Genomic DNA, 18424 nt, shown 5'->3' on the forward strand with positions numbered 1-18424 from the left:
GTGCGGGATGTGCTCGACTTGGGCGAGTTGCGTGCCGAAGTCACTCGCAAGGCGATCAAGCATGTGCACCTGAGTGTGCTGCCACCAGCAGGCAAGGTGCGCGTCGCGGCGCCGCAGGCCATGCCGCTGGACACGATCCGACTCTTCGTGGTCTCGAAACTGTCTTGGATACGCGCGCAGCAGCGCAAGCTGCGATCCCAGGAACGCGAGACGCCTCGCGTATTCCTCAACAAAGAGAGCCACTATCTGTGGGGCAAGCGCTACTTGCTGGAACTCAGCCACGCAGATGCCGCGCCCACCGTGAGCCTCAGCCCGCGCAAGTTGTTCCTGCAGGTTCGCCCCGGTGCGGATGCGGCGCGCTGCGAAGCGGTGTTGGATTCCTGGTACCGACAACAGCTGAGGGATGCATTACCAGCGCTGCTGGCAAAGTGGGAGCCTTTGCTGGGCGTGAAGGCCCGCCGCGTCTTCGTCCAGCGCATGAAGACCAAGTGGGGCAGCTGCACGCCGGATTCAGGCTACATCCGACTCAATACCGACCTGGCCAAGAAGCCACCTGAATGCCTGGAGTACATCGTGGTTCATGAGCTGATCCATCTGCTTGAGCCGACCCATAACGAGAGGTTTGTCGCGCTGTTGGATTTGAACCTCCCGCACTGGCAGCATTGGCGCAGGCGCCTCAACAGCTTGCCCGTGAGGCATGAGGACTGGGACTATTGAGTCAGTCGCCGCCTCCGAACAAGTCCCCAAACTTCCGAACAGCCTTCGAATCCCCGCCGCTCCCACCCTGGCCAGCCCCCTTCCCCATCGCCACCCCCTTCGGATACTCCTCCGCAATCCGATCCTCCCAATACGTGGTCGGATTGGGCGCGCTGCACAGGCGGCGAAACACTTCCATCGGCACCTGTTTGTAGGCCAGCACCGTCTTGTCGTCGCGGTGCAGGTCCAGCTGCTGGGTGGTGTCGTCGTAGTCGGCGCGGCGGATGCGGCCGGTGGTGAAGGTGCGGGTGTGCAGGGTCATGGGGAGGGCTGCGTGGGGGGGTCTGTCGCCGTCGGGCACAAGCAGGGCGGCGCTGAAACTGCGGTGGTCGCCATTCTCCGCCGCCATGGCAAACTCTCGCCCCACCATGGCCCGCCGCGACGAGGAACCGCACCGCCCCCTGCGGGCGCGGATCGACCTCGACATCGACGGCGGCCGCGCAACCGAGGCTTGTCCATGAGCACCACCCCATCGACCCCACGCCCGGCCACCTTGGCCGAGATGCAAGCCCATTACGGCGAGAACTACCGCTGGCGCTTGCTGCTGGCGGTGATGATCGGGACGATGGCGTCCATCATGTCGTCCACCATCGTGAACGTGGCGATACCTGACTTGAGCCACCACTTTCACCTGGGGCAGGAGCGCGCGCAATGGGCCAGTTCGGGCTTCATGATCGCGACCACGGTGTCCATGCTGTGCACGCCTTGGCTGCTGTCGGCTTTTGGCTATCGCCGCACCTACGTGGTCGCCACGTTGATGTTGTTGGGCGGCGGCGTGGTGGGCGGCCTGTCGAACTCGTTTGAATTGGTGCTGGCCTCGCGGGTGGTGGAAGGCATCGCGGCGGGCGTGGTGCAGCCGATTCCACCCATCATCATCATGCGTGCCTTCGCGCCGCACGAGCGCGGTCGCGCGGGCGGCATCTTCGGCATGGGCGTGGTGCTGGCGCCCGCCATTGGCCCCAGCATCGGCGGGCTGCTGGTCAGCGCGTTTGGCTGGCGTTCCATCTTCTTCATGATCGTGCCCTTCTGCATCGCGGCGCTGTGGCTGGCCTACCGCTACGTGCCGGTCTCGGCGCCGGGCGGCGTGGCGCCAGACCGGCAGGGCAATCGGCTGGACTGGCCGGGCCTGCTCTTGTCCGGCGTGGGCACGGTGGCCTTGATCAATGGCATGGTCGCGCTACATGGCACGGACCACACCCAGGCTTGGACGCTGCTGGGCCTGTCCGCCATCAGCTTGAGCGCTTTTTGGTTTTGGCAGCACCGGCAGGTGCGCGGCGCGAACCCGAGCGGTCAGCCCCTGATGCACCCGGCGCTGTTCAACTCGCGCTCTTTCGCGGCGGGCAGCCTGGTGGCTTTCATCTACGGCACGGCGCTGTTTGGCTCCACTTACTTGTTGCCGCTGTACATCCAGATGGCGCAGGGTTTGTCCGCCGCTTACGTGGGCACCATCATGCTGCCTGCGGGCCTGGTGCTGGCGGTGACCATCCCGCTGGCGGGCCGCTTGTCGGACCGGGTGCCCATCCGCGTGTTGATCTGCGCGGGCCTGGGCCTGCTGGCCGCGTCCTTCGCGCTGATGTTGACGCTGGGCCTGGGCGCGGCCATTTTCTGGTTGGTGACTTGGGCGGTGCTGGGGCGCATTGGTCTGGGTTTCATCTTGCCGTCGTTGAACAACGGCGCCATGTCGGGGCTGGAGCCCAAGCTGATTTCGCAGGCGTCGAGCGCCATCAACTTCATCCGCATGCTGGGCGGCTCCATCGGCGTGAGCCTGTGCGGCATCGTGCTGGAGTGGCGCATCGCGGTGCACGGCGACAGCCTCAAGCAGGCGGGCAGCAGCCCGGCGCGGCTGGCCGCTTTCGATGAAGCCTTCCTGATGCTGGCCGTGCTCTGCGCGGTGGCCATGGTGGCGGCCTGGCGCATGAAGAGCACCCCGCGCCCGACGGCGCCCACGCCCACACCGACCTCGCCCGCGGGCACGAACTGAAGCAAAGAAGACCGACCCGCCATGTGCCAGTTACTAGGGATGAATTGCATCGCGCCGACGGACGTGATGTTCAGCTTCAGCGGTTTCGCGGAGCGCGGCGGGCGCACCGACCACCACAAGGACGGCTGGGGCATCGCCTTCTTTGAAGACAAGGGCGTGCGGCATTTCGTCGACCACCAGGCCGCGGCCGAATCGCCCGTGGCGGAGTTGATCCGTCGTTACCCCATCAAGAGCCGCAACGTCATCGCCCACATCCGCAAGGCCACCCAGGGCGCGGTGACGCTGCAGAACTGCCACCCCTTCGTGCGCGAACTCTGGGGCCGCTACTGGGTGTTTGCCCACAACGGAGACCTCAAGGACTACGCGCCGCGCCTGCACGGCGGCTTTCGCCCCGTGGGCGAGACCGACAGCGAGCGCGCCTTCTGCTGGCTGATGCAGGAACTGGCCAAGGCGCATGCCACCGTGCCCAGCGTGGCCGATCTCACCCTGACCCTGGGCGAGCTGGTGCCGCGCATCGCCCGCCATGGCGTCTTCAACTTCCTGTTCAGCAACGGCGAGGCGCTGTGGGCGCATGCCTCCACCAAGCTCTGCTACGCGCAACGCCAACACCCTTTCGGCCGGGTGACGCTGCGCGACGAGGACTTGAGCCTGAACCTGGCCGAGCTGACCACGCCCGCCGACCGGGTGGCCGTGGTGGCCACCACGCCGCTGACCCAGGACGAAACCTGGATACCCCTGGCCCCAGGCGAATTGAAAGTATTCGTGGACGGCGCACCGGTGTGAAGACGGCCGTTTTCGCTTTCATAATCCATCCCCATGGCAAAACCGCAAGAATCCGTGCCGGATTCCGACTTCCAAGACTCCCTGCCCACGCTGCCGAACTGGCATGAAGGCGCGCAACTGCGCGCGGTGCGTGCCAACGGGCGCTTTCTGCTGACCCACCCGGCCCACCTGCTGGCGCTGGGCCTGGGCTCGGGCCTGTCGCCCAAGGCGCCCGGCACGGTGGGCACGCTCTGGGCCTGGGCGGCCTTTCTGGTGCTGCAGCCCTGGATGAACGACGCGCGCTGGGCGCTGCTGCTGGCCATCGCCTTGCCGGTGGCCTGGTGGGCGGGCGCGCTCACGGCCAAGCACCTGCACAACAGCGACCCGCGCTGCGTGGTCATCGACGAAATCGTGGCCTTCTGGCTGGTGCTGTGGCTGCTGATGCCGGCCAACATCTGGGAGCAGTTGGCGGCCTTCGCGCTGTTCCGCTACTTCGATGCCGTCAAGCCCGGCCCCGTGGGCTGGGCCGACCGCCTGTACGAACACCTCAAGCCCGCGCGCGCGCGCTGGGGCTGGACCAAGGTGGGCTGGGGCATTCTGCTCGACGACCTGGTCGCGGCCTTCTGCACACTGATGCTGATGGCCCTGTGGCGTTACTTCTTCTGAGCCTCTGAACGCATGAGCCTGCCGCCCACCTTGGTCGAACAAGTCGCGGCGCAATTGCAGGCGCAGGGCTGGATGCTGACCACGGCGGAGAGTTGCACCGGGGGCCTGGTGGCCGCGGCCTGCACGGACCTGGCGGGGTCGAGCGCTTGGTTTGAGCGCGGTTTCGTCACCTACTCCAACGCGGCCAAGACCGAACTGCTGGGCGTGGACGCGGCCCTGATCGAGGCGCATGGCGCTGTCAGCGAGCCGGTGGCGCGGGCCATGGCGGCCGGTGCCCTGGCGCGTTCGGGCGCGCAACTGTCCATCGCCATCACAGGCATTGCCGGCCCCACGGGCGGCAGCGCCGACAAGCCAGTGGGCACGGTGTGGTTTGGTTGGGGCGCGCAGGTCCGCGCGGGCGAACCCCGGCTGCACACCGAGCGCTTGCGTCTGCCGGGCAGCCGCGCCGCCGTGCGCGCCGCCGCCACCGAACACGCCTTGCGTGGCCTGCTCGCCACCCTGGCCGGACTTGCCTGAACACCCCCACCGCGCGAGGAGACGGCCATGCGCCACGCGATCAACGAGCACATCCGCCTGCTGCTGCGCCATGCCACACTGGCCTTTAGCTTGCTGGCCCTGCTGATCGGCCTGGGGCTATGTGCCCGGGACTGGGCGGCTTTCATGGAATTCAGCGCCGAGGCCCCTGGCAACGCGGGCCTGGGCAGCGCACCGGTGGCGCTGGGCTGGCTGCAGGTGCTGGCGCTGTTGGGCTGGCCGCTGTGGCTGGCCCTGCTCGGCGGGGTGCTGTCGGCCATCGGCCTCTATGACCTGCTGCAGACCCGGCACGCGGTGCTGCGCAACTACCCGCTGCTGGGCCATCTGCGTTTTCTGCTGGAGTTCATCCGGCCCGAGATCCGCCAGTACTTCATCGAGGGCGAGAACGAGGCCGCGCCTTTTTCGCGCGCCCAGCGTTCCCTGGTCTACCAACGCGCCAAGGGCGTGCCGGACAACCGGCCCTTCGGCACGCTGCTCGACGTGTCGCGCAACGGGCACGAGTGGATCAACCACTCCATGGCGCCCACGCACATCGAGGGCCAAGACTTTCGCGTGCTGATTGGCGAGGGCCGCAAGCGCCCCTACAACGCCAGCGTCTACAACATCTCGGCCATGAGCTTCGGTTCGCTCTCGGCCAACGCCATCCTCGCGCTCAACGCGGGCGCCAAGCGCGGCGGCTTCGCGCACGACACGGGGGAAGGTTCCATCTCGGCCCACCACCGCGTGCATGGCGGTGACTTGATCTGGCAGATCGCTTCGGGTTACTTTGGCTGCCGGCATCCGGATGGCACCTTCGATCCTCAAAGCTTCGCGGCCCAGGCGCGCGATCCGCAGGTCAAGCTGATCGAAGTCAAGCTCAGCCAGGGCGCCAAGCCCGGCCATGGTGGCATCTTGCCGGCGGCCAAGGTCACGGCGGAAATCGCCGCCGCGCGCGGCGTGCCCCAGGGCCAGGCCTGCATTTCACCGCCCTCGCACAGCGCGTTTTCCTCGCCGCTGGGCTTGCTGCAGTTCATTGAGCAACTGCGTGAGCTGTCGGGCGGCAAGCCGGTGGGCTTCAAGTTCTGCGTGGGCCACCCCTGGGAGTGGTTCGGCATCGTCAAGGCCATGCTGGAGTCGGGCATCGTGCCGGACTTCATCGTCGTCGATGGCGCCGAAGGCGGCACGGGTGCCTCGCCGCTGGAGTTTTCCGATCACGTGGGCGCGCCGCTGCAAGAGGGCCTGCTGCTGGTGCACAACACGCTCAAGGGCGCGGGCCTGCGCGGGCGCATCCGCATCGGGGCAGCGGGCAAGGTGGTCAGCGCCTTCGACATCGCGCGCACCCTGGCCATGGGCGCGGACTGGTGCAACGCGGCGCGCGGCTTCATGTTCGCGCTGGGTTGCATCCAGGCCCAGGCCTGCCATACCGGCCACTGCCCCACGGGCGTGACCACGCAAGACCCGCTGCGCCAACGCGCCCTGGTGGTGCCCGACAAGGCCGAGCGGGTCTACCGCTTCCACCACAACACGATGCACGCGCTCAAGGAACTGGTGCAGGCCGCCGGGCTGCGGCACCCGAACGAAATCACGGCCCACCACATCGTGCGCCGCGTGGACGAAAACGACGTGCGCCTGCTCTCCAACCTGGTCACGCAACTGGAGGAGGGCGCACTGCTGGATGCGGCGAAGCTCGACAAGTTGCACAACGTCTATCGCTACTACTGGCCCCGGGCCCGGTCGGACCGGTTCACGCTCTGACCCCGCTTTTGGGCGGATCGCGGCAAGCGGCCCACGTTGATTGATGGCGACGTTCACGGGCTGGGAGTGTTCCGTGCATGGCGCTGGACACGGCCACGCCGGACGCTTGCGCGACCGCCACGGTGCACGGCGAGCGCCGCTTCGCATGGGGCGATTTCGGTGTCTAATTTCGTCCGTGCCCGCCCTGCGACCCAGAACGGGCGCTCCGTTGTCCGACCTTGCGGCCCACCCGGCCGCACCTTGTTGCCTATCCCGCAGCTGCCTCAGGCTCACGTACCCGCCATGAAAATCGACCCCGCGTCCCCTGCCTCCCCCGGCACGCCATCCAACCCAGCGCCCAGCCCTCTACCCGCCGTGCCCCACACCTGGCTGGAAGATGCCATCGCCCTGACCACGGGCGTGCTCTTTGTCGCCCTCGGCCTGGTGATGTTCAAGCACGCGGGCATCCTGATCGGCGGCGTGGCGGGTCTGGCCTTCCTGGCCAGCTACGGTTTTGGCTGGAATCTCGGCCTGTGCTTCTTCCTCTTCAGCCTGCCTTTCTTCTGGCTGTCCTGGAAGCAACTGGGCACCGAGTTCACGCTCAAGAGCCTGGGTTCGGTGGCGGCGGTGTCCATCTTCACGGCGCTGGCACCCAAGGTGCTGCAGTTCGACCAGGTCAACCCCTGGTTGGCCGCCGTGCTGGGCGGCTTGCTGATCGGCTTCGGCCTGCTGGCCCTGCTGCGCCACCACGCCAGCGTGGGCGGCGTCAACATCCTGGCTCAGTGGGCGCAGCAAAAGCACGGGTTCTCGGCGGGCAAGGTCCAGCTCGCCGTGGATCTGCCCGTCGTGCTGATGGCCTTCTTCGTCGTGACGCCCGAGCGCGTGGTTCAGTCCGTGCTGGGCGCGCTGGCGCTGGGGGCGTTTCTGGCGCTGAACCACAAGCCTGGGCGGTATCTGGGGGTTTGAAGGCCCTGCGTCGCCGCCGCGCCAGCGACGCTGTCCGTCCGTTCCGATCGGGGGAACCGGCGAAGTCCGCTTGAAAAAGATGCTGCGGACAACCATGTTCAAAGGCTGCCGCAGACCACCAACCGGAGTCCATGATGACCTACACCAAGTCGCCCGAAGCCATCGCCCGTCTGACCCCCGAGCAATTCCGGGTGACCCAGCGCAACGGAACGGAATACCCCGGCACCGGTGAATACCTGCACAACCACGAGCCGGGCATCTATGTCGACATCGTCTCGGGCGAACCCTTGTTCGCGTCCTCGGACAAATTCGAGTCGGGTTGCGGCTGGCCGAGCTTCACCCAGCCCATCGTGCCAGCGCACGTGAACGAGCTGCGCGACGTCAGCCACGGCATGGTGCGCACCGAGGTGCGCTCGGCGCATGGCGACAGCCATCTCGGACATGTCTTCCCCGATGGCCCGCCGGACCGGGGCGGGCTGCGATACTGCATCAATTCGGCCTCCTTGCGTTTCGTCCACCGCGACGACATGCAAGCCCAGGGCTATGGGGACTACCTGAACCAAGTCAAGGAGATCTGAGATGGCGACTGAACGCGCGGTACTGGCAGGCGGCTGCTTTTGGGGCATGCAGGACCTGATCCGCAAGATGCCCGGTGTGGTGTCGACCCGGGTGGGTTATTCGGGTGGCGACGTGCCGAACGCGACCTACCGCAACCACGGCACCCATGCCGAGGCGATCGAGATCGTCTTTGATCCCGCCGTGATGAGCTACCGGCGGCTGCTGGAGTTCTTCTTCCAGATCCACGACCCCACCACGCCCAACCGGCAAGGCAATGACCGCGGCACGTCCTACCGCTCGGCGATCTATTTCACCTCGGAAGCGCAGCGGCTCGAAGCGATCAACACCATCCAGGACGTGGAGGCCTCTGGCCTGTGGCCAGGCAAGGTGGTGACGGAAGTGGAGGCCGTGGGCGACTTCTGGGAAGCGGAGCCGGAGCATCAGGACTACCTGGAAAAGCACCCCGGCGGCTACACCTGCCACTACGCGCGGCCGAACTGGGTGTTGCCGCGGCGCGCAGCAGGCTGAGAGGCGCCTGGACGGGCCTGCGTTGGCGGCGCGCAGGTGCAGCGATCCGAACTTGCTCAGTAGCCGCGCTGACGGTCCACGGTGTGCAGCGGCGCTTGACCCGCCAACACCCGCGCCGTGTTGACCACGATTTGCCTGGCGATCACTTCGTCGGAGGCCGCCGAGCCCATGTGCGGCGTCACCACGACCCCAGGCGTGGTCCACAGGGGGCTGTCTTCGGGCAAGGGTTCGTGCGCGAAGACATCCAGCACGGCGGCTCGCAAGTGGCCGCGACTCAACGCATCGATCAGGTCCGCGACCACCACCTGCTCCCCACGTCCGCAGTTCACCAGCACGGCACCGGGCTTGAGCCGGGCAAGCCAGTCTGCGTTGCACAGATTGCGGGTCTGCTCGGTCAGTGGCAGCAATGACACCACGACATCCAGCGGGGCCAAGAAGTCAGCCATGCGGTCATCCCCTGACCAGACGGTGACGCCTTCGAGAACACGTGGGCCGCGCGACCAGCCACTGACCGTGAACCCATGGGCCGCCAGCGTCGTGGCCACGACAGCCCCCATGGCACCGAGACCCATGATTCCCACCCGCGTCTGCGAGGCTGGGCGCTGCGGTGGCATGCGCCACACGCGCCGCGCCTGCTGTTGCTGCACCTGGTCCAGCCCGCGGTGGTAGTGCAATACCGCCCACAACACAAACTCGGCCATGCCACGGGCTTGCTCGGGGTCCACGATGCGTGTGACTGGCAGTGACTCGGGCAGAGCCGTGTCACGCAATACATGCTCCACCCCGGCGCCGATGGAGGCTACGAGCTTGAGTGCGGGCAGGCGGGCCGGCAGGCCTTGAGGGGCGAACCAGGCCGCCAGGGCCACCACGCTGGCGGGATCCACCATGCCTAAGCCCTCATGCGGCGCCCACAGGGCCACGCGCAGGCCGGGGCAGTCGATCGCTGCGGCGCGACGCAGGGATTCGCACAAGCCACGCAGGTCATCGGTCTCGCTGCACACGAGCAGCGTGGGGGGTTGGGATGCCGTCAATTTTGATAGTCGGGTTCGGTGCGATCGAGCTCCCTGAGCCAGGCGGCCCAGACCAGCTGACGCTCATGCTCGACCCCACGGAACTGCTTGCGCACATGGGCACTGATCGCCGGTGGCATGCGCGTGACCGGCCCGGCGATGGAAGCCAACTGCGCGGCGGCGAGCTGGATCTCACAGGCCTTGTTGAGGTAGTACATGATGCAAAACGCGTCGGCCACCGTGGGCCCCACGCTGAGCAGGCCGTGGTGGCGCAGGATCAGCGCCATGTTCTCGCCCAAGGCGGCCTGGATGCGGGAACGCTCTTCCAGGTTGAAGGCCACGCCCTCGTAGGCATGGAATCCCACCGACTGGTAGAACTCGGCCGAGATCTGGTTGAGCTGGAGCAGACCCTGCTCACAAGCCGCGACGGCCATGCCGGGCAGGGTGTGGGTGTGAATCACACAGTGCGCGTCGTCACGCGCGGTGTGCACCGCGCTGTGGATGGTGAAGCCCGCCGGGTTCAACGCGGCATGGCCCTGCACCACCTGCCCATCCAGGTCAACCACGATCAGATCACTGGCGCGCACTTCCTTGAACATCAAACCAAAGGGGTTGAGCAGAAACCGCTGCTGTCCTTTTTTCCCGCCCGACAAGCGCGCCGAGAAGTGGGTGTAGAGCGTATCGTCCCAACCGAAGCGGGCCGCGAGCCGGTAGGCCGCGGCAAGGTTTCGACGCAGTTTTGTTTCGTCGGTGGCACGTGATGCGGCAGAGGGCATGAGGTCTCCAGGGTTCGGGGCTCAGTGGCTGAGTTGCATGAAGCGACGCACACGTTCAATCGGATCGTCGGCGCCCGCGCCAGAGCGGGCCTGGCGTAGCTGTTCAGGGCGCACGTCCACCTGCAAGAGGCCGTTCTCCATGAAAACGATGCGGTCGGAAATTTGCAGCGCGAACTCCATCTCGTGCGTGACGATGAGCATCGTCATGCCTTCGGACGCCAAGTCCTGGATGACCTTGAGCACGTCACCCACCAGTTCGGGGTCCAGCGCCGAGGTGGGCTCGTCGAACAGCATCACCTCGGGGCGCAGCGCCAGCGCGCGTGCGATGGCGACGCGCTGCTGCTGCCCTCCCGAGAGTTGGTGCGGGTATTTGTGCAAGTGGGCCAACAGACCCACCTTGTCCAGCAGGCGCAGGGCCCTCTCCCGCTGTTCGGTGGCACTGCCCTGCCCGTGCAGGCCCGGCGCCAGCAGAATGTTCTGCAGCACGGTCAGATGCGGAAACAGATTGAAGCCCTGGAAAACCATGCCAATGCGGCGTATGCCTCGGCGCACGCGCGCTGCATCCATCGGCGCGCCGCCTTGGAGATGACTTTCTCCAAACAACACGATTTCTCCGCGATCCAAGGACTCCAGCGCGTTGACGGTGCGGATGAGCGAGGTCTTTCCCGAGCCTGAAGGTCCGATGATGCTGATGACTTCGCCCGCTTCCACCACGAGATTCACGCCTTTGAGCACGGCATGGGCGCCATAGGCTTTGTGGATGCCCATGAGCTCCAGCGCGGGTGGAGCCCCAGGGCCCCGATCGGGCCGGGGCATCAGCGGCCCGTCACCCAGGCCATGGCGCAAACGCTCGAGCGCTGGTCCGGCCAGCGCGTCGGGCTGGCGACGGACCACGTCCAGCCGACGCTCCAACGCGCCCAACAGCGCGCCGAACACGGTCACGATGGCCACGTAGTACACCGCGACCGCCAGCAAGGTTTCAAGGATGAGGAAGTTCTGGGTGTAGAGACGCTGCCCCGTGAGCAGCAGTTCGGGCAAGGAAATCACCGACACCAACGACGTGAGCTTGATGATGGTCACGAATTCATTGGTCAACGTGGGCAAGGCAATTCGAAACGCCTGTGGCAGCACGATGCGCAGCTGGGTCGACCACCAGCCCAGGCCCAGCGCTTGTGCTGCTTCACGCTGACCTTTGACCACCGAGAGCAGACCGCCACGATGAATTTCGGCCATGTAGGCCGCCTCGGTCATGACCAGTCCGACCAGCCCCGCCCCAAAGGGAACACCCAGGACCGCCCCTGTCGCCGGAAATATTTGCGGCAGGTTGTAAACGAACACCAGCAACACCAGCAGCGGCACGCTGCGGAAAAACCAGATGTACGCCTTGGCTGGCCAGCGCAGCCAGGGCAGACGCGAGCCTTCTGCCTGCGCCAGGCCAAAGCCCAGCACCAGGCCCAGGGACCAGGCCAGCGAGCCCAGCGTGATCACCGTCACGCTCGCCCGGTAGAAAGCTCCCATGGAAAAGAGGGAGAAAAAATAGGTCCAGTCCAGTTCCATGGTGAGCTTCCTGAAGTAAGGCAGGAGAGGGGCTTACTTGACGGGGGTGAGCTCGTACTTCTTGATCAGCGCGTCGTACTCGCCCGTCTTGCGGATCGCGGCCATGGCGGACTCGAAGGACTGCTTGAGCGCGGTGTTGCCCTTTTTGACGTAGATGCCCAGGGTTTGCGGATAGACCAGATCGGGCGAGCTCACCACCACGCGGCCCTTGGTTTTTTCCACGATCATCTTGGCGGCGCCGGCAATCTCCAACTGCGCATCCACGTTGCGCGACATCATGGCTTGCGAGACCTCGGGGGCCGTGGGGAACTCCATCACGGTGATGGCTCCCTTGTTGGCGCTCTTGCAGTAGTCGTCCGAGAGTGTCTTGAGTAGCTTGACCCAGGAGGTACCGGCTTGCAGGCCGACTTTCAAGCCGCACAGGTCTTTCTCGGTCTTGGGCCGTGCCTTGCTCTCTTTCGCCACCATGATCAGGGCGCCCGAGCTGGCGTAGGGAATGGCATCGGCCTGAGCCAGCCGCTCGGCAGTGATGTAGAGGCCCGACACCACGGCATCGTGCTGGCCAGCGGCCAGGCCGGGGATCAAGCTGACGAACTTGGTGTCGATCAGGGTGGCCTTGAGCTTCATTTCGCGGCTCAGCAGCGCGGTGAGGTCAGGGTCAAAACCCACGATCTTGTCACCGTCATACGACTCAAAGGGAGGATAAGTGGCCTCCAAGGCCACCTTGAGCACGCCGGGGGCCAGCGTCTGCGCCTGGGCGCAAGCAAGGCAGCCCAGACCCACGAGGATGGCCACAGCGGTACGGGTGAGGGAACGGGTCAACATGGACATGGCAGAAACTCCTGAAGAGTGGGAAGAAACAAGGGAATGAACAAGGAAAGGCAAGGCACGACAACAAAACATGACCTGGTTCAGGGCACCAGCGGGGGCGCAGCCGCTTCCTGCGCAGGCACACCGGCCAGCGCCTTGAACTGACCGAAACTGGTGGTGCTGCGGGCATGGGGAGGCAACTGCAGTTCACCCCGCGCCACTTTCTCGCGCAGGTAGCGGTAGGTCTGCAGGGCCATGCTCCACATGTGCTCGCCGATGGTGATGGGGGCGTACTGCGCCGCCTTGCTGCCATCCGGATCAAACGCCGGCAGCGGCTGGATGCGGGTGGCGTAGTCGCAGGCAAAAAACAGGGGGAAGGAGTAGCGTTCGTGCCGCACCTTGCGCACCCGGTGGGTGGTGGCGACAAAGGCACCGGCAGTCATGACTTCGAGCATGTCGCCCACATTGATGACATAGAGCTCCTCACCGTCCACCACCAATGGGGGCGCGTCAACCCAGGTGCCCTGGTCATTGAGCACTTCCAATCCGGGTTGGTCGGCCAGCAACAGGGTGAAGCATTCGTAGTCCGTGTGGGCGCCGATGCCGGGGGTGTCCTCGGCGGTCGGATCCACCGGGTAATGGATCAAGCGCAACTTGGACGGAGGACAACTCACCAGGGCATCAAAGGCATCTTCAGGTAGACCCAGCGCCAGCGCGAAGCCTCGCATGAGTCGGCGGCCCAGCGCAAAGATGCTGGCGTAATAGGTGGACACATCGTCACGAAAACCCGGCAGCGTCGGCCACTTGTTGCCGCCAATCAGCGGTTGGCCGGCTTGCACGAAGGGGTGATCGTCGGCGGCTTCAAAGCCGATGTCATAGGCCTCCTTGTGGTCGGGTTTGCCGCTGCCGTAGATCTCCTCTCCCTCGGGCACAAAACCCTTGTGCCCTCGACCCAATCCGATGTGGTGGCCCATCTTCCAGGCCAGATCCTGTGCGAACAGTTGTCGGGCCGCGCGGCGCAAGCCAGCGATATGGGATGCCGCAATGCCATGCCCGCGGACATAAAAAAAGCCCACCTGCCGCGCGGCATGACCGAGCTGATCGGCAACGGCCTGGCGTTGCGCCAGTTGCTCGCTGAACAGGCCACGAATGTCGATGATGGGCAGGGACTCAAAGTTGGGCGTGGACGTCATGGCAACAACCGGTCAGGAAGCAACAAGGGCCGTCCCCGCGACAGCAGATGCCTGCCATTGCGCAAAGTGCGCGACCTCAGCGCGGGCCATCCATTGGTTGAGCGACCACACATCAGCGACCGGAGCCTGGGTGAACGGCAACTGGTGGGTGTAGCCATCCGGGCCGAATTCGGGGGTGAGCGTGGTCACCGCCTGGCCGCTCGCTTGCTGCGCGGCCCAGATGTGTTCCCACACCCCTTGGTGAAACGCCAGGGCGCGCGCGTACTCGGGCGCTGCGGGGTGCGGTACCTGAGGTCCCTGCTCGTAGCCCACGCGGGCCTGCACGTGATGCACGCGCTCAATGAAGGGCGCGAGGTCGTCCAGCGGGTCGTCCAGCAGGCGCTCGCACACCACCACCCAGTGGCTGATGTCCGAGGTAAAACGCAGCTGGGGTAGTTGGGCAATCAGGTCCAGCGTGACCCATGGGCTGTAAAGCGACGTGGCACGGTGAATCTCGAAGCTGCAAACCACGCCTTGCGCGTCAGCCAGCGCCTGCGCATGGCCAAAAAACTCGACTTGCTGTGACAGCGGCCAACGGTCGTTGCCAGGCAGCACGTTCAAGAAGCGGGCTCCCACCTCTTGCGCACCGGCCATGGAGCGCTCCAAACGATCCCAATGTTGGGCCAGGGTCCAACCCTGGTGCGGCACCACGTCACCGCCGGTAAAGACCACCGCGATGTAGGCCAGACCTTCCTGCCGCAGGTTCTGGCGCAATGTGCGCTGGGCATGGGGCTCGGTGGGCAAGCGGGCCTCCACCCCCACACATCCAAGCTGTCGAAGCTGCGCCGCGCACTCGGCCCAGTCACCCTGCCAGCCCCAAAGGGAACGGAACAGGTCCAGCCTCATGCCGCACTCCGCGCCACGGACAGGCGGCCCAGGCGCGCATGCGTATCCGCGAGCAGACACAACAATTCAAAGGCCATGGTGGCGCCCACCAGGGAGGTCATGCCACCCACATCAAAGGGCGGGCTGACCTCCACCACATCGGCTCCCACCAGGCGCAAGCCTTGCAGGCCCCGCACCAAATGCTGAGCTTGCAGGGTGGTCATGCCGCCAATTTCGGGGGTCCCGGTACCCGGGGCATAGCAGGGGTCCAGACAGTCCACGTCGAAACTGATGTAGGTGGATGCGTCGCCCACGATGGCACGCACCTCGGCCAACAAGTCCTCATCCGTGCGAGCCGCCACCTCTTCCATATGGATGACACGGATGCCCACGGCCTTGGCAAAGTCGAGGTCCGCGGGGTCGTACACGGAACCGCGAATGCCGATCTGCACCGTGCGCTTGGGGTCGAGCAAGTTCTCTTCCACGGCACGGCGAAACGGTGTGCCATGGGTGTAGCGTTGGCCGCCAAAATAGCTGTCGTTGGTATCGGAGTGCGCGTCGAAATGCACCATGCCCAGTGGCGCGCCACGGGCAATGCCGCGAAACACCGGCAAGGTGACCAAGTGGTCGCCTCCCACCGACAGCGGACGCACGCCCGCCGCGTGTACGCGGGCCAAAAAATCCTCAATCGCGTCCAGCCCCACCATCAAGTCCATGGGCGGCAGGGCCACGTCCCCCAGGTCGGCCACTCGAGCCAAGTCATAGGGGGCGATGCGGCTGACGTGGTGCACCTTGCGCATCAGCGAGGACTGGTTGCGCACCTCACGCGGTCCATGGCGAGCGCCGGCGCGGTTGGTGGTGCCGGCATCCCAGGGGATGCCAATCAGGCCGATGTCGATATCGCCCACCCGCTCCAATTCCACCAGGGGCAGTCGCATGAAGGTGGACAGGCCAGCATAGCGTGGTACCTGGGAGGCATCTTGGGGCTGAAAGTAGGCGTTGCCGGAGGTCATGTCAGTGCGTGCAAGAGGGTGGCGGAAGATCAGCGGTAATGCACACCAGGCAGCACGCACAGCATTTCGTAAAGCAAATTGGCTGCCAGTTGCGCGGTGTTGCCGCTCTGGTCGTAGGGGGGCGACACTTCGACGAGATCGCCACCAATGAGGGGCAAGCCGCGGCAGCCGCGCACGATCTCCAGCGCCTGGATGCTGGTGAGGCCACCCACCTCGGGTGTGCCAGTGCCAGGTGCCCAAGCCGGGTCGACGCCGTCGATATCAAAGCTCAGGTAGACCGGTCCGCCAGCCACGATCTGACACACCTGTTCCATCAGGGGAGACAGAGACCGGTGCCAGCATTGCTCGGCCGTGAACAGGCGAAAGCCCTGGTCCACGCCCCACTGGAAATCGCCACTGGTGTAGCCCTGGGCGCGCTGGCCAATTTGCACCACGCGCTGGCAGTCAAGCAAGCCCTCCTCGACCGCGCGGCGGAAGGTGGTGCCATGGGCGATCTTTTCGCCGAACATGTCGTCGTTGGTGTCCGTGTGGGCGTCCACGTGGATGAGCCCCACCGGACCATGTTTTTTCACCAAGGCCCGCAAGATGGGCAGCGTGATGGTGTGGTCGCCCCCCAGAGTGAGCGGCACCACGCGGTGCGGCAACAGGCGCTCGTAATACGCCTGGATGATGTCCACCGAAGCCAGCAGGTTGTAGGTGTTGATGGGCACGTCGCCCAAGTCGCCGACCTGCAAGGCATCAAAGGGGGCCGCGCCCGTGGCCATGTTGTACGGGCGGATCATCACCGACTCGTTGCGAATGCTGCGCGGGCCAAAGCGGGTACCGGCACGCAAGGAGGTGCCTATGTCCAGTGGCACGCCGACGAAGGCGACATCCAGGCCTGCCGGGCTGTCCGCGGGGGGCAGGCGCAGCATGGTGCCTCGCCCCGCAAAACGCGGCATCTCATTGCCGCCCTGAGGCTGGTTGAAAGTGCGCGGCGTGTCGTTGGCGGGCATGGCGTGCGAAGAAGGATGCTGCGGTGTTGCAGGTCATTCTGGAACGCACCCGTGGCACAACAAATGCTTGAAACCAAATATTCAGTTCAGAAAAAACATAACTATCGCCATGTCCTCCGCCCCCGATCTCAAACTGCTGCGGATCTTTGCGAGCGTGGTCCGCAATCAAGGCTTTGCCAAGGCCCAGCAGGAGCTGAACCTCAACACGTCGGCCATCAGCACCTACATCGCCCAACTGGAATCGCAACTGGGCTTCAAACTGTGTGAGCGCGGACGTGCCGGCTTTTCTCTGACGGAAAAAGGGGAGTTGATGCTGGCCGAAACCCTGCGCATCCTCGGAGAGATGGAGGGTTTTGGCGCCTATGCTGCATCCCTCAAGGGCGACCTCACTGGCAACCTGAAGTTTGGCGTGATTGACTCAACGGTCACCGACCCCACCCTGCCACTGCCCGACGCAATAGGCCAGTTCACCCAGCGCTACCCGGCCGTGCGCCTGAGCCTGTTGGTGAAGAGCCCCTACGAATTGCAGGAAGGTGTGCTCAATGGCGAGCTCGACCTCGGCCTGGGATTCTTCCCCACGCGCCCACCGGGGCTGGTGTTCCAACCGCTCTACCGCGAGCAGCAATGGCTGTTTTGCAGCGACCGGCACCCCCTCTTTCATGAGCGCCAGGTGTCGGAGGCCGTGGTGTCGGACTTGAGCGTGGTGCGCCGCAGTTACTGGAGCCAAACCGAACTGGGGCGCCACGGCTTCAAGCGCAGCGTTGCCACGGTGGACAGCATGGAGGCGCAGTTGATCCTCATCCTCTCGGGAGGCTATGTGGGCTACCTGCCCGAACACTATGCCCAGTCGTGGATGGACCGGGGCCGCCTGCGGGTGCTGCTGCCCGCTGCATTTGGCTACCAGTCGCCCTTCGCCCTGGTGACCAAACGGGGGCGCGGACGCGAAGCACCTATCCAGGTGATGAAAGAACTCCTGCTGCGCAAGGTACGCGGCTAAGGATGTCCTGAGCCACTCGAATTCGAAACAGAAGTGGCGATGCCTGCGCGGGACTGTCACCTATCCAGGGACGGCGCGCGGGCACCTGGCGTGACCGTCGGCGTCAGAAGGGGATGTCGTCATCCATGTCGTCAAAGCCCGAACCCGCGGCCGGTGCGGGCTTGGCCGCAGGGGCCGAACGCTGGGGCGCGGCGGCCGGGCGAGCGTAACCGCCGCCTTGCCCACCACCCGAGGGCGCCGCGCTGCGCGCGGGTCGGCCGCCGCCGTACCCGCCACCGCCTTCTTCATCGGGGCCACCCATGCCTTCACGGCCACCGAGCAATTGCATTTCGGTGGCGATGATGTCCACGGTGTTCTTTTCGATACCATCCTTGTCGGTGTACTTGCCGTACTTCAGGCGGCCTTCCACGTACAGCGGGCGACCTTTCTTGACGTATTCGCCCGCGATCTCGGCCAAGCGGTCGTAGAACGTGACGCGGTGCCATTGCGTGTCTTCGATGGTTTCGCCGGAGTTTTTGTCCTTGCGGCGGCTCGAGGTGGCGATGCTGATGTTGGCCACGGCCTGGCCGGAGGGCAGGTAGCGGATTTCGGGGTCGCGGCCGCAATTGCCGACCAGGATGACTTTGTTGACGGATGCCATGGCTAACTCCTGATTCCTAAATTCCTGAATGCGCGGGTCGCCGCGCACGATGGGGACCGATTATCCCGCCAACGGCCCCATGCCCCGGCGGTCTGATGTTTCACA

The 18424-nt window shown here is 65.4% G+C and carries 20 protein-coding genes; 10 read left to right on the plus strand and 10 right to left on the minus strand.

Annotated features, from left to right (window positions below; all coding sequences use genetic code 11):
• Entirely contained in the window at positions 1-717 is a 717-nt protein-coding gene (locus tag ACLBKS_RS08820) for a M48 family metallopeptidase (protein ID WP_410192436.1), read from the plus strand.
• 1 nt (position 718) lies between these two features.
• On the opposite strand, the gene ACLBKS_RS08825 is transcribed toward ACLBKS_RS08820, so the two are convergent.
• Positions 719-1018 (minus strand): KTSC domain-containing protein, encoded by a 300-nt coding sequence (locus ACLBKS_RS08825; protein ID WP_410192437.1) that lies wholly within the window; start codon positions 1016-1018, stop codon positions 719-721.
• A gap of 195 nt (positions 1019-1213) precedes the next feature.
• Between ACLBKS_RS08825 and ACLBKS_RS08830 the strand changes: the two genes are divergently transcribed.
• The 8 genes from ACLBKS_RS08830 (at position 1214) to msrA (ending at position 8464) form a co-directional block, all read left to right on the plus strand.
• A complete protein-coding gene (locus ACLBKS_RS08830) occupies positions 1214-2737 on the plus strand; it encodes a DHA2 family efflux MFS transporter permease subunit (RefSeq protein WP_410192438.1) in 1524 nt (507 codons plus the stop codon).
• A 21-nt stretch (positions 2738-2758) separates the two neighbouring features.
• Positions 2759-3520: a class II glutamine amidotransferase gene (locus ACLBKS_RS08835; protein WP_410192439.1), complete on the plus strand. Its 762-nt coding sequence runs from the start codon at positions 2759-2761 to the stop codon at positions 3518-3520.
• 33 nt (positions 3521-3553) lie between these two features.
• Positions 3554-4165, plus strand: a complete 612-nt coding sequence (locus tag ACLBKS_RS08840; RefSeq protein ID WP_410192440.1) for a phosphatidylglycerophosphatase A — start codon at positions 3554-3556, stop codon at positions 4163-4165.
• Positions 4166-4177: 12 nt separating this feature from the next.
• Positions 4178-4681, plus strand: a complete 504-nt coding sequence (locus ACLBKS_RS08845) for a CinA family protein (protein ID WP_410192441.1) — start codon at positions 4178-4180, stop codon at positions 4679-4681.
• 27 nt (positions 4682-4708) lie between these two features.
• Positions 4709-6433, plus strand: a complete 1725-nt coding sequence (locus ACLBKS_RS08850; RefSeq protein WP_410192442.1) for an FMN-binding glutamate synthase family protein — start codon at positions 4709-4711, stop codon at positions 6431-6433.
• Between the two features lie 282 nt (positions 6434-6715).
• The gene (locus tag ACLBKS_RS08855; protein ID WP_410192443.1) at positions 6716-7378 is read left to right on the plus strand and encodes a YitT family protein; all 663 of its coding nucleotides are present in this window, start codon (positions 6716-6718) and stop codon (positions 7376-7378) included.
• 134 nt (positions 7379-7512) lie between these two features.
• On the plus strand, positions 7513-7956 hold the full coding sequence (gene msrB, locus ACLBKS_RS08860) for a peptide-methionine (R)-S-oxide reductase MsrB (protein ID WP_410192444.1): 444 nt from the start codon (positions 7513-7515) through the stop codon (positions 7954-7956).
• Between the two features lies 1 nt (position 7957).
• Positions 7958-8464, plus strand: coding sequence for a peptide-methionine (S)-S-oxide reductase MsrA (gene msrA / locus ACLBKS_RS08865; protein WP_410192445.1), 507 nt, complete (start codon positions 7958-7960; stop codon positions 8462-8464).
• A 56-nt stretch (positions 8465-8520) separates the two neighbouring features.
• Here the strand turns inward: msrA and ACLBKS_RS08870 are convergent, their stop codons facing one another.
• From ACLBKS_RS08870 to speB (ACLBKS_RS08905), 8 genes are all read right to left on the minus strand, one after another.
• Entirely contained in the window at positions 8521-9495 is a 975-nt protein-coding gene (locus ACLBKS_RS08870) for a 2-hydroxyacid dehydrogenase (protein WP_410192446.1), read from the minus strand.
• The gene (locus ACLBKS_RS08875; protein WP_410192447.1) at positions 9492-10250 is read right to left on the minus strand and encodes a class II aldolase/adducin family protein; all 759 of its coding nucleotides are present in this window, start codon (positions 10248-10250) and stop codon (positions 9492-9494) included. Before ACLBKS_RS08875 ends, ACLBKS_RS08870 begins: the two co-directional genes overlap by 4 nt.
• A 21-nt stretch (positions 10251-10271) precedes the next feature.
• Complete coding sequence (locus ACLBKS_RS08880; RefSeq protein WP_410192448.1) at positions 10272-11807, minus strand: amino acid ABC transporter permease/ATP-binding protein; 1536 nt, start codon at positions 11805-11807, stop codon at positions 10272-10274.
• 33 nt (positions 11808-11840) lie between these two features.
• Entirely contained in the window at positions 11841-12638 is a 798-nt protein-coding gene (locus ACLBKS_RS08885; protein WP_410192449.1) for a transporter substrate-binding domain-containing protein, read from the minus strand.
• Between the two features lie 80 nt (positions 12639-12718).
• A complete protein-coding gene (locus ACLBKS_RS08890) occupies positions 12719-13810 on the minus strand; it encodes an isopenicillin N synthase family dioxygenase (protein ID WP_410192450.1) in 1092 nt (363 codons plus the stop codon).
• Between the two features lie 12 nt (positions 13811-13822).
• Positions 13823-14695 (minus strand): sugar phosphate isomerase/epimerase family protein, encoded by an 873-nt coding sequence (locus ACLBKS_RS08895; RefSeq protein WP_410192451.1) that lies wholly within the window; start codon positions 14693-14695, stop codon positions 13823-13825.
• Positions 14692-15687 carry an agmatinase gene (speB, locus tag ACLBKS_RS08900; RefSeq protein ID WP_410192452.1) on the minus strand — a complete coding sequence of 332 codons (996 nt, stop codon included), beginning with the start codon at positions 15685-15687 and terminating at the stop codon, positions 14692-14694. Before speB (ACLBKS_RS08900) ends, ACLBKS_RS08895 begins: the two co-directional genes overlap by 4 nt.
• 29 nt (positions 15688-15716) lie before the next feature.
• Complete coding sequence (speB, locus tag ACLBKS_RS08905) at positions 15717-16682, minus strand: agmatinase (protein WP_410192453.1); 966 nt, start codon at positions 16680-16682, stop codon at positions 15717-15719.
• Between the two features lie 109 nt (positions 16683-16791).
• Between speB (ACLBKS_RS08905) and ACLBKS_RS08910 the strand changes: the two genes are divergently transcribed.
• Entirely contained in the window at positions 16792-17679 is an 888-nt protein-coding gene (locus ACLBKS_RS08910) for a LysR family transcriptional regulator (RefSeq protein ID WP_410192454.1), read from the plus strand.
• A 103-nt stretch (positions 17680-17782) separates the two neighbouring features.
• On the opposite strand, the gene ssb is transcribed toward ACLBKS_RS08910, so the two are convergent.
• On the minus strand, positions 17783-18319 hold the full coding sequence (ssb, locus tag ACLBKS_RS08915; RefSeq protein ID WP_410192455.1) for a single-stranded DNA-binding protein: 537 nt from the start codon (positions 18317-18319) through the stop codon (positions 17783-17785).
• Positions 18320-18424 lie beyond the last annotated feature (105 nt).

This window comes from Hylemonella sp. W303a (assembly GCF_046452315.1).
GTDB lineage: Bacteria > Pseudomonadota > Gammaproteobacteria > Burkholderiales > Burkholderiaceae_C > Hylemonella.

Bases quoted from the DNA above. Each gene is read 5' to 3' on its own strand.
- ACLBKS_RS08845 (WP_410192441.1), top strand. From the start codon at position 4,178: ATGAGCCTGCCGCCCACCTTGGTCGAACAAGTCGCGGCGCAATTGCAG.
- ACLBKS_RS08850 (WP_410192442.1), top strand. From the start codon at position 4,709: ATGCGCCACGCGATCAACGAGCACATCCGCCTGCTGCTGCGCCATGCC.
- ACLBKS_RS08890 (WP_410192450.1), bottom strand. From the start codon at position 13,810: ATGACGTCCACGCCCAACTTTGAGTCCCTGCCCATCATCGACATTCGT.
- ACLBKS_RS08880 (WP_410192448.1), bottom strand. From the start codon at position 11,807: ATGGAACTGGACTGGACCTATTTTTTCTCCCTCTTTTCCATGGGAGCT.
- ACLBKS_RS08895 (WP_410192451.1), bottom strand. From the start codon at position 14,695: ATGAGGCTGGACCTGTTCCGTTCCCTTTGGGGCTGGCAGGGTGACTGG.
- ssb (WP_410192455.1), bottom strand. From the start codon at position 18,319: ATGGCATCCGTCAACAAAGTCATCCTGGTCGGCAATTGCGGCCGCGAC.
- msrA (WP_410192445.1), top strand. From the start codon at position 7,958: ATGGCGACTGAACGCGCGGTACTGGCAGGCGGCTGCTTTTGGGGCATG.
- msrB (WP_410192444.1), top strand. From the start codon at position 7,513: ATGACCTACACCAAGTCGCCCGAAGCCATCGCCCGTCTGACCCCCGAG.
- ACLBKS_RS08855 (WP_410192443.1), top strand. From the start codon at position 6,716: ATGAAAATCGACCCCGCGTCCCCTGCCTCCCCCGGCACGCCATCCAAC.
- speB (WP_410192452.1), bottom strand. From the start codon at position 15,687: ATGACCTCCGGCAACGCCTACTTTCAGCCCCAAGATGCCTCCCAGGTA.
- ACLBKS_RS08835 (WP_410192439.1), top strand. From the start codon at position 2,759: ATGTGCCAGTTACTAGGGATGAATTGCATCGCGCCGACGGACGTGATG.
- ACLBKS_RS08825 (WP_410192437.1), bottom strand. From the start codon at position 1,018: ATGACCCTGCACACCCGCACCTTCACCACCGGCCGCATCCGCCGCGCC.
- speB (WP_410192453.1), bottom strand. From the start codon at position 16,682: ATGCCCGCCAACGACACGCCGCGCACTTTCAACCAGCCTCAGGGCGGC.
- ACLBKS_RS08885 (WP_410192449.1), bottom strand. From the start codon at position 12,638: ATGTCCATGTTGACCCGTTCCCTCACCCGTACCGCTGTGGCCATCCTC.
- ACLBKS_RS08830 (WP_410192438.1), top strand. From the start codon at position 1,214: ATGAGCACCACCCCATCGACCCCACGCCCGGCCACCTTGGCCGAGATG.
- ACLBKS_RS08875 (WP_410192447.1), bottom strand. From the start codon at position 10,250: ATGCCCTCTGCCGCATCACGTGCCACCGACGAAACAAAACTGCGTCGA.
- ACLBKS_RS08840 (WP_410192440.1), top strand. From the start codon at position 3,554: ATGGCAAAACCGCAAGAATCCGTGCCGGATTCCGACTTCCAAGACTCC.
- ACLBKS_RS08910 (WP_410192454.1), top strand. From the start codon at position 16,792: ATGTCCTCCGCCCCCGATCTCAAACTGCTGCGGATCTTTGCGAGCGTG.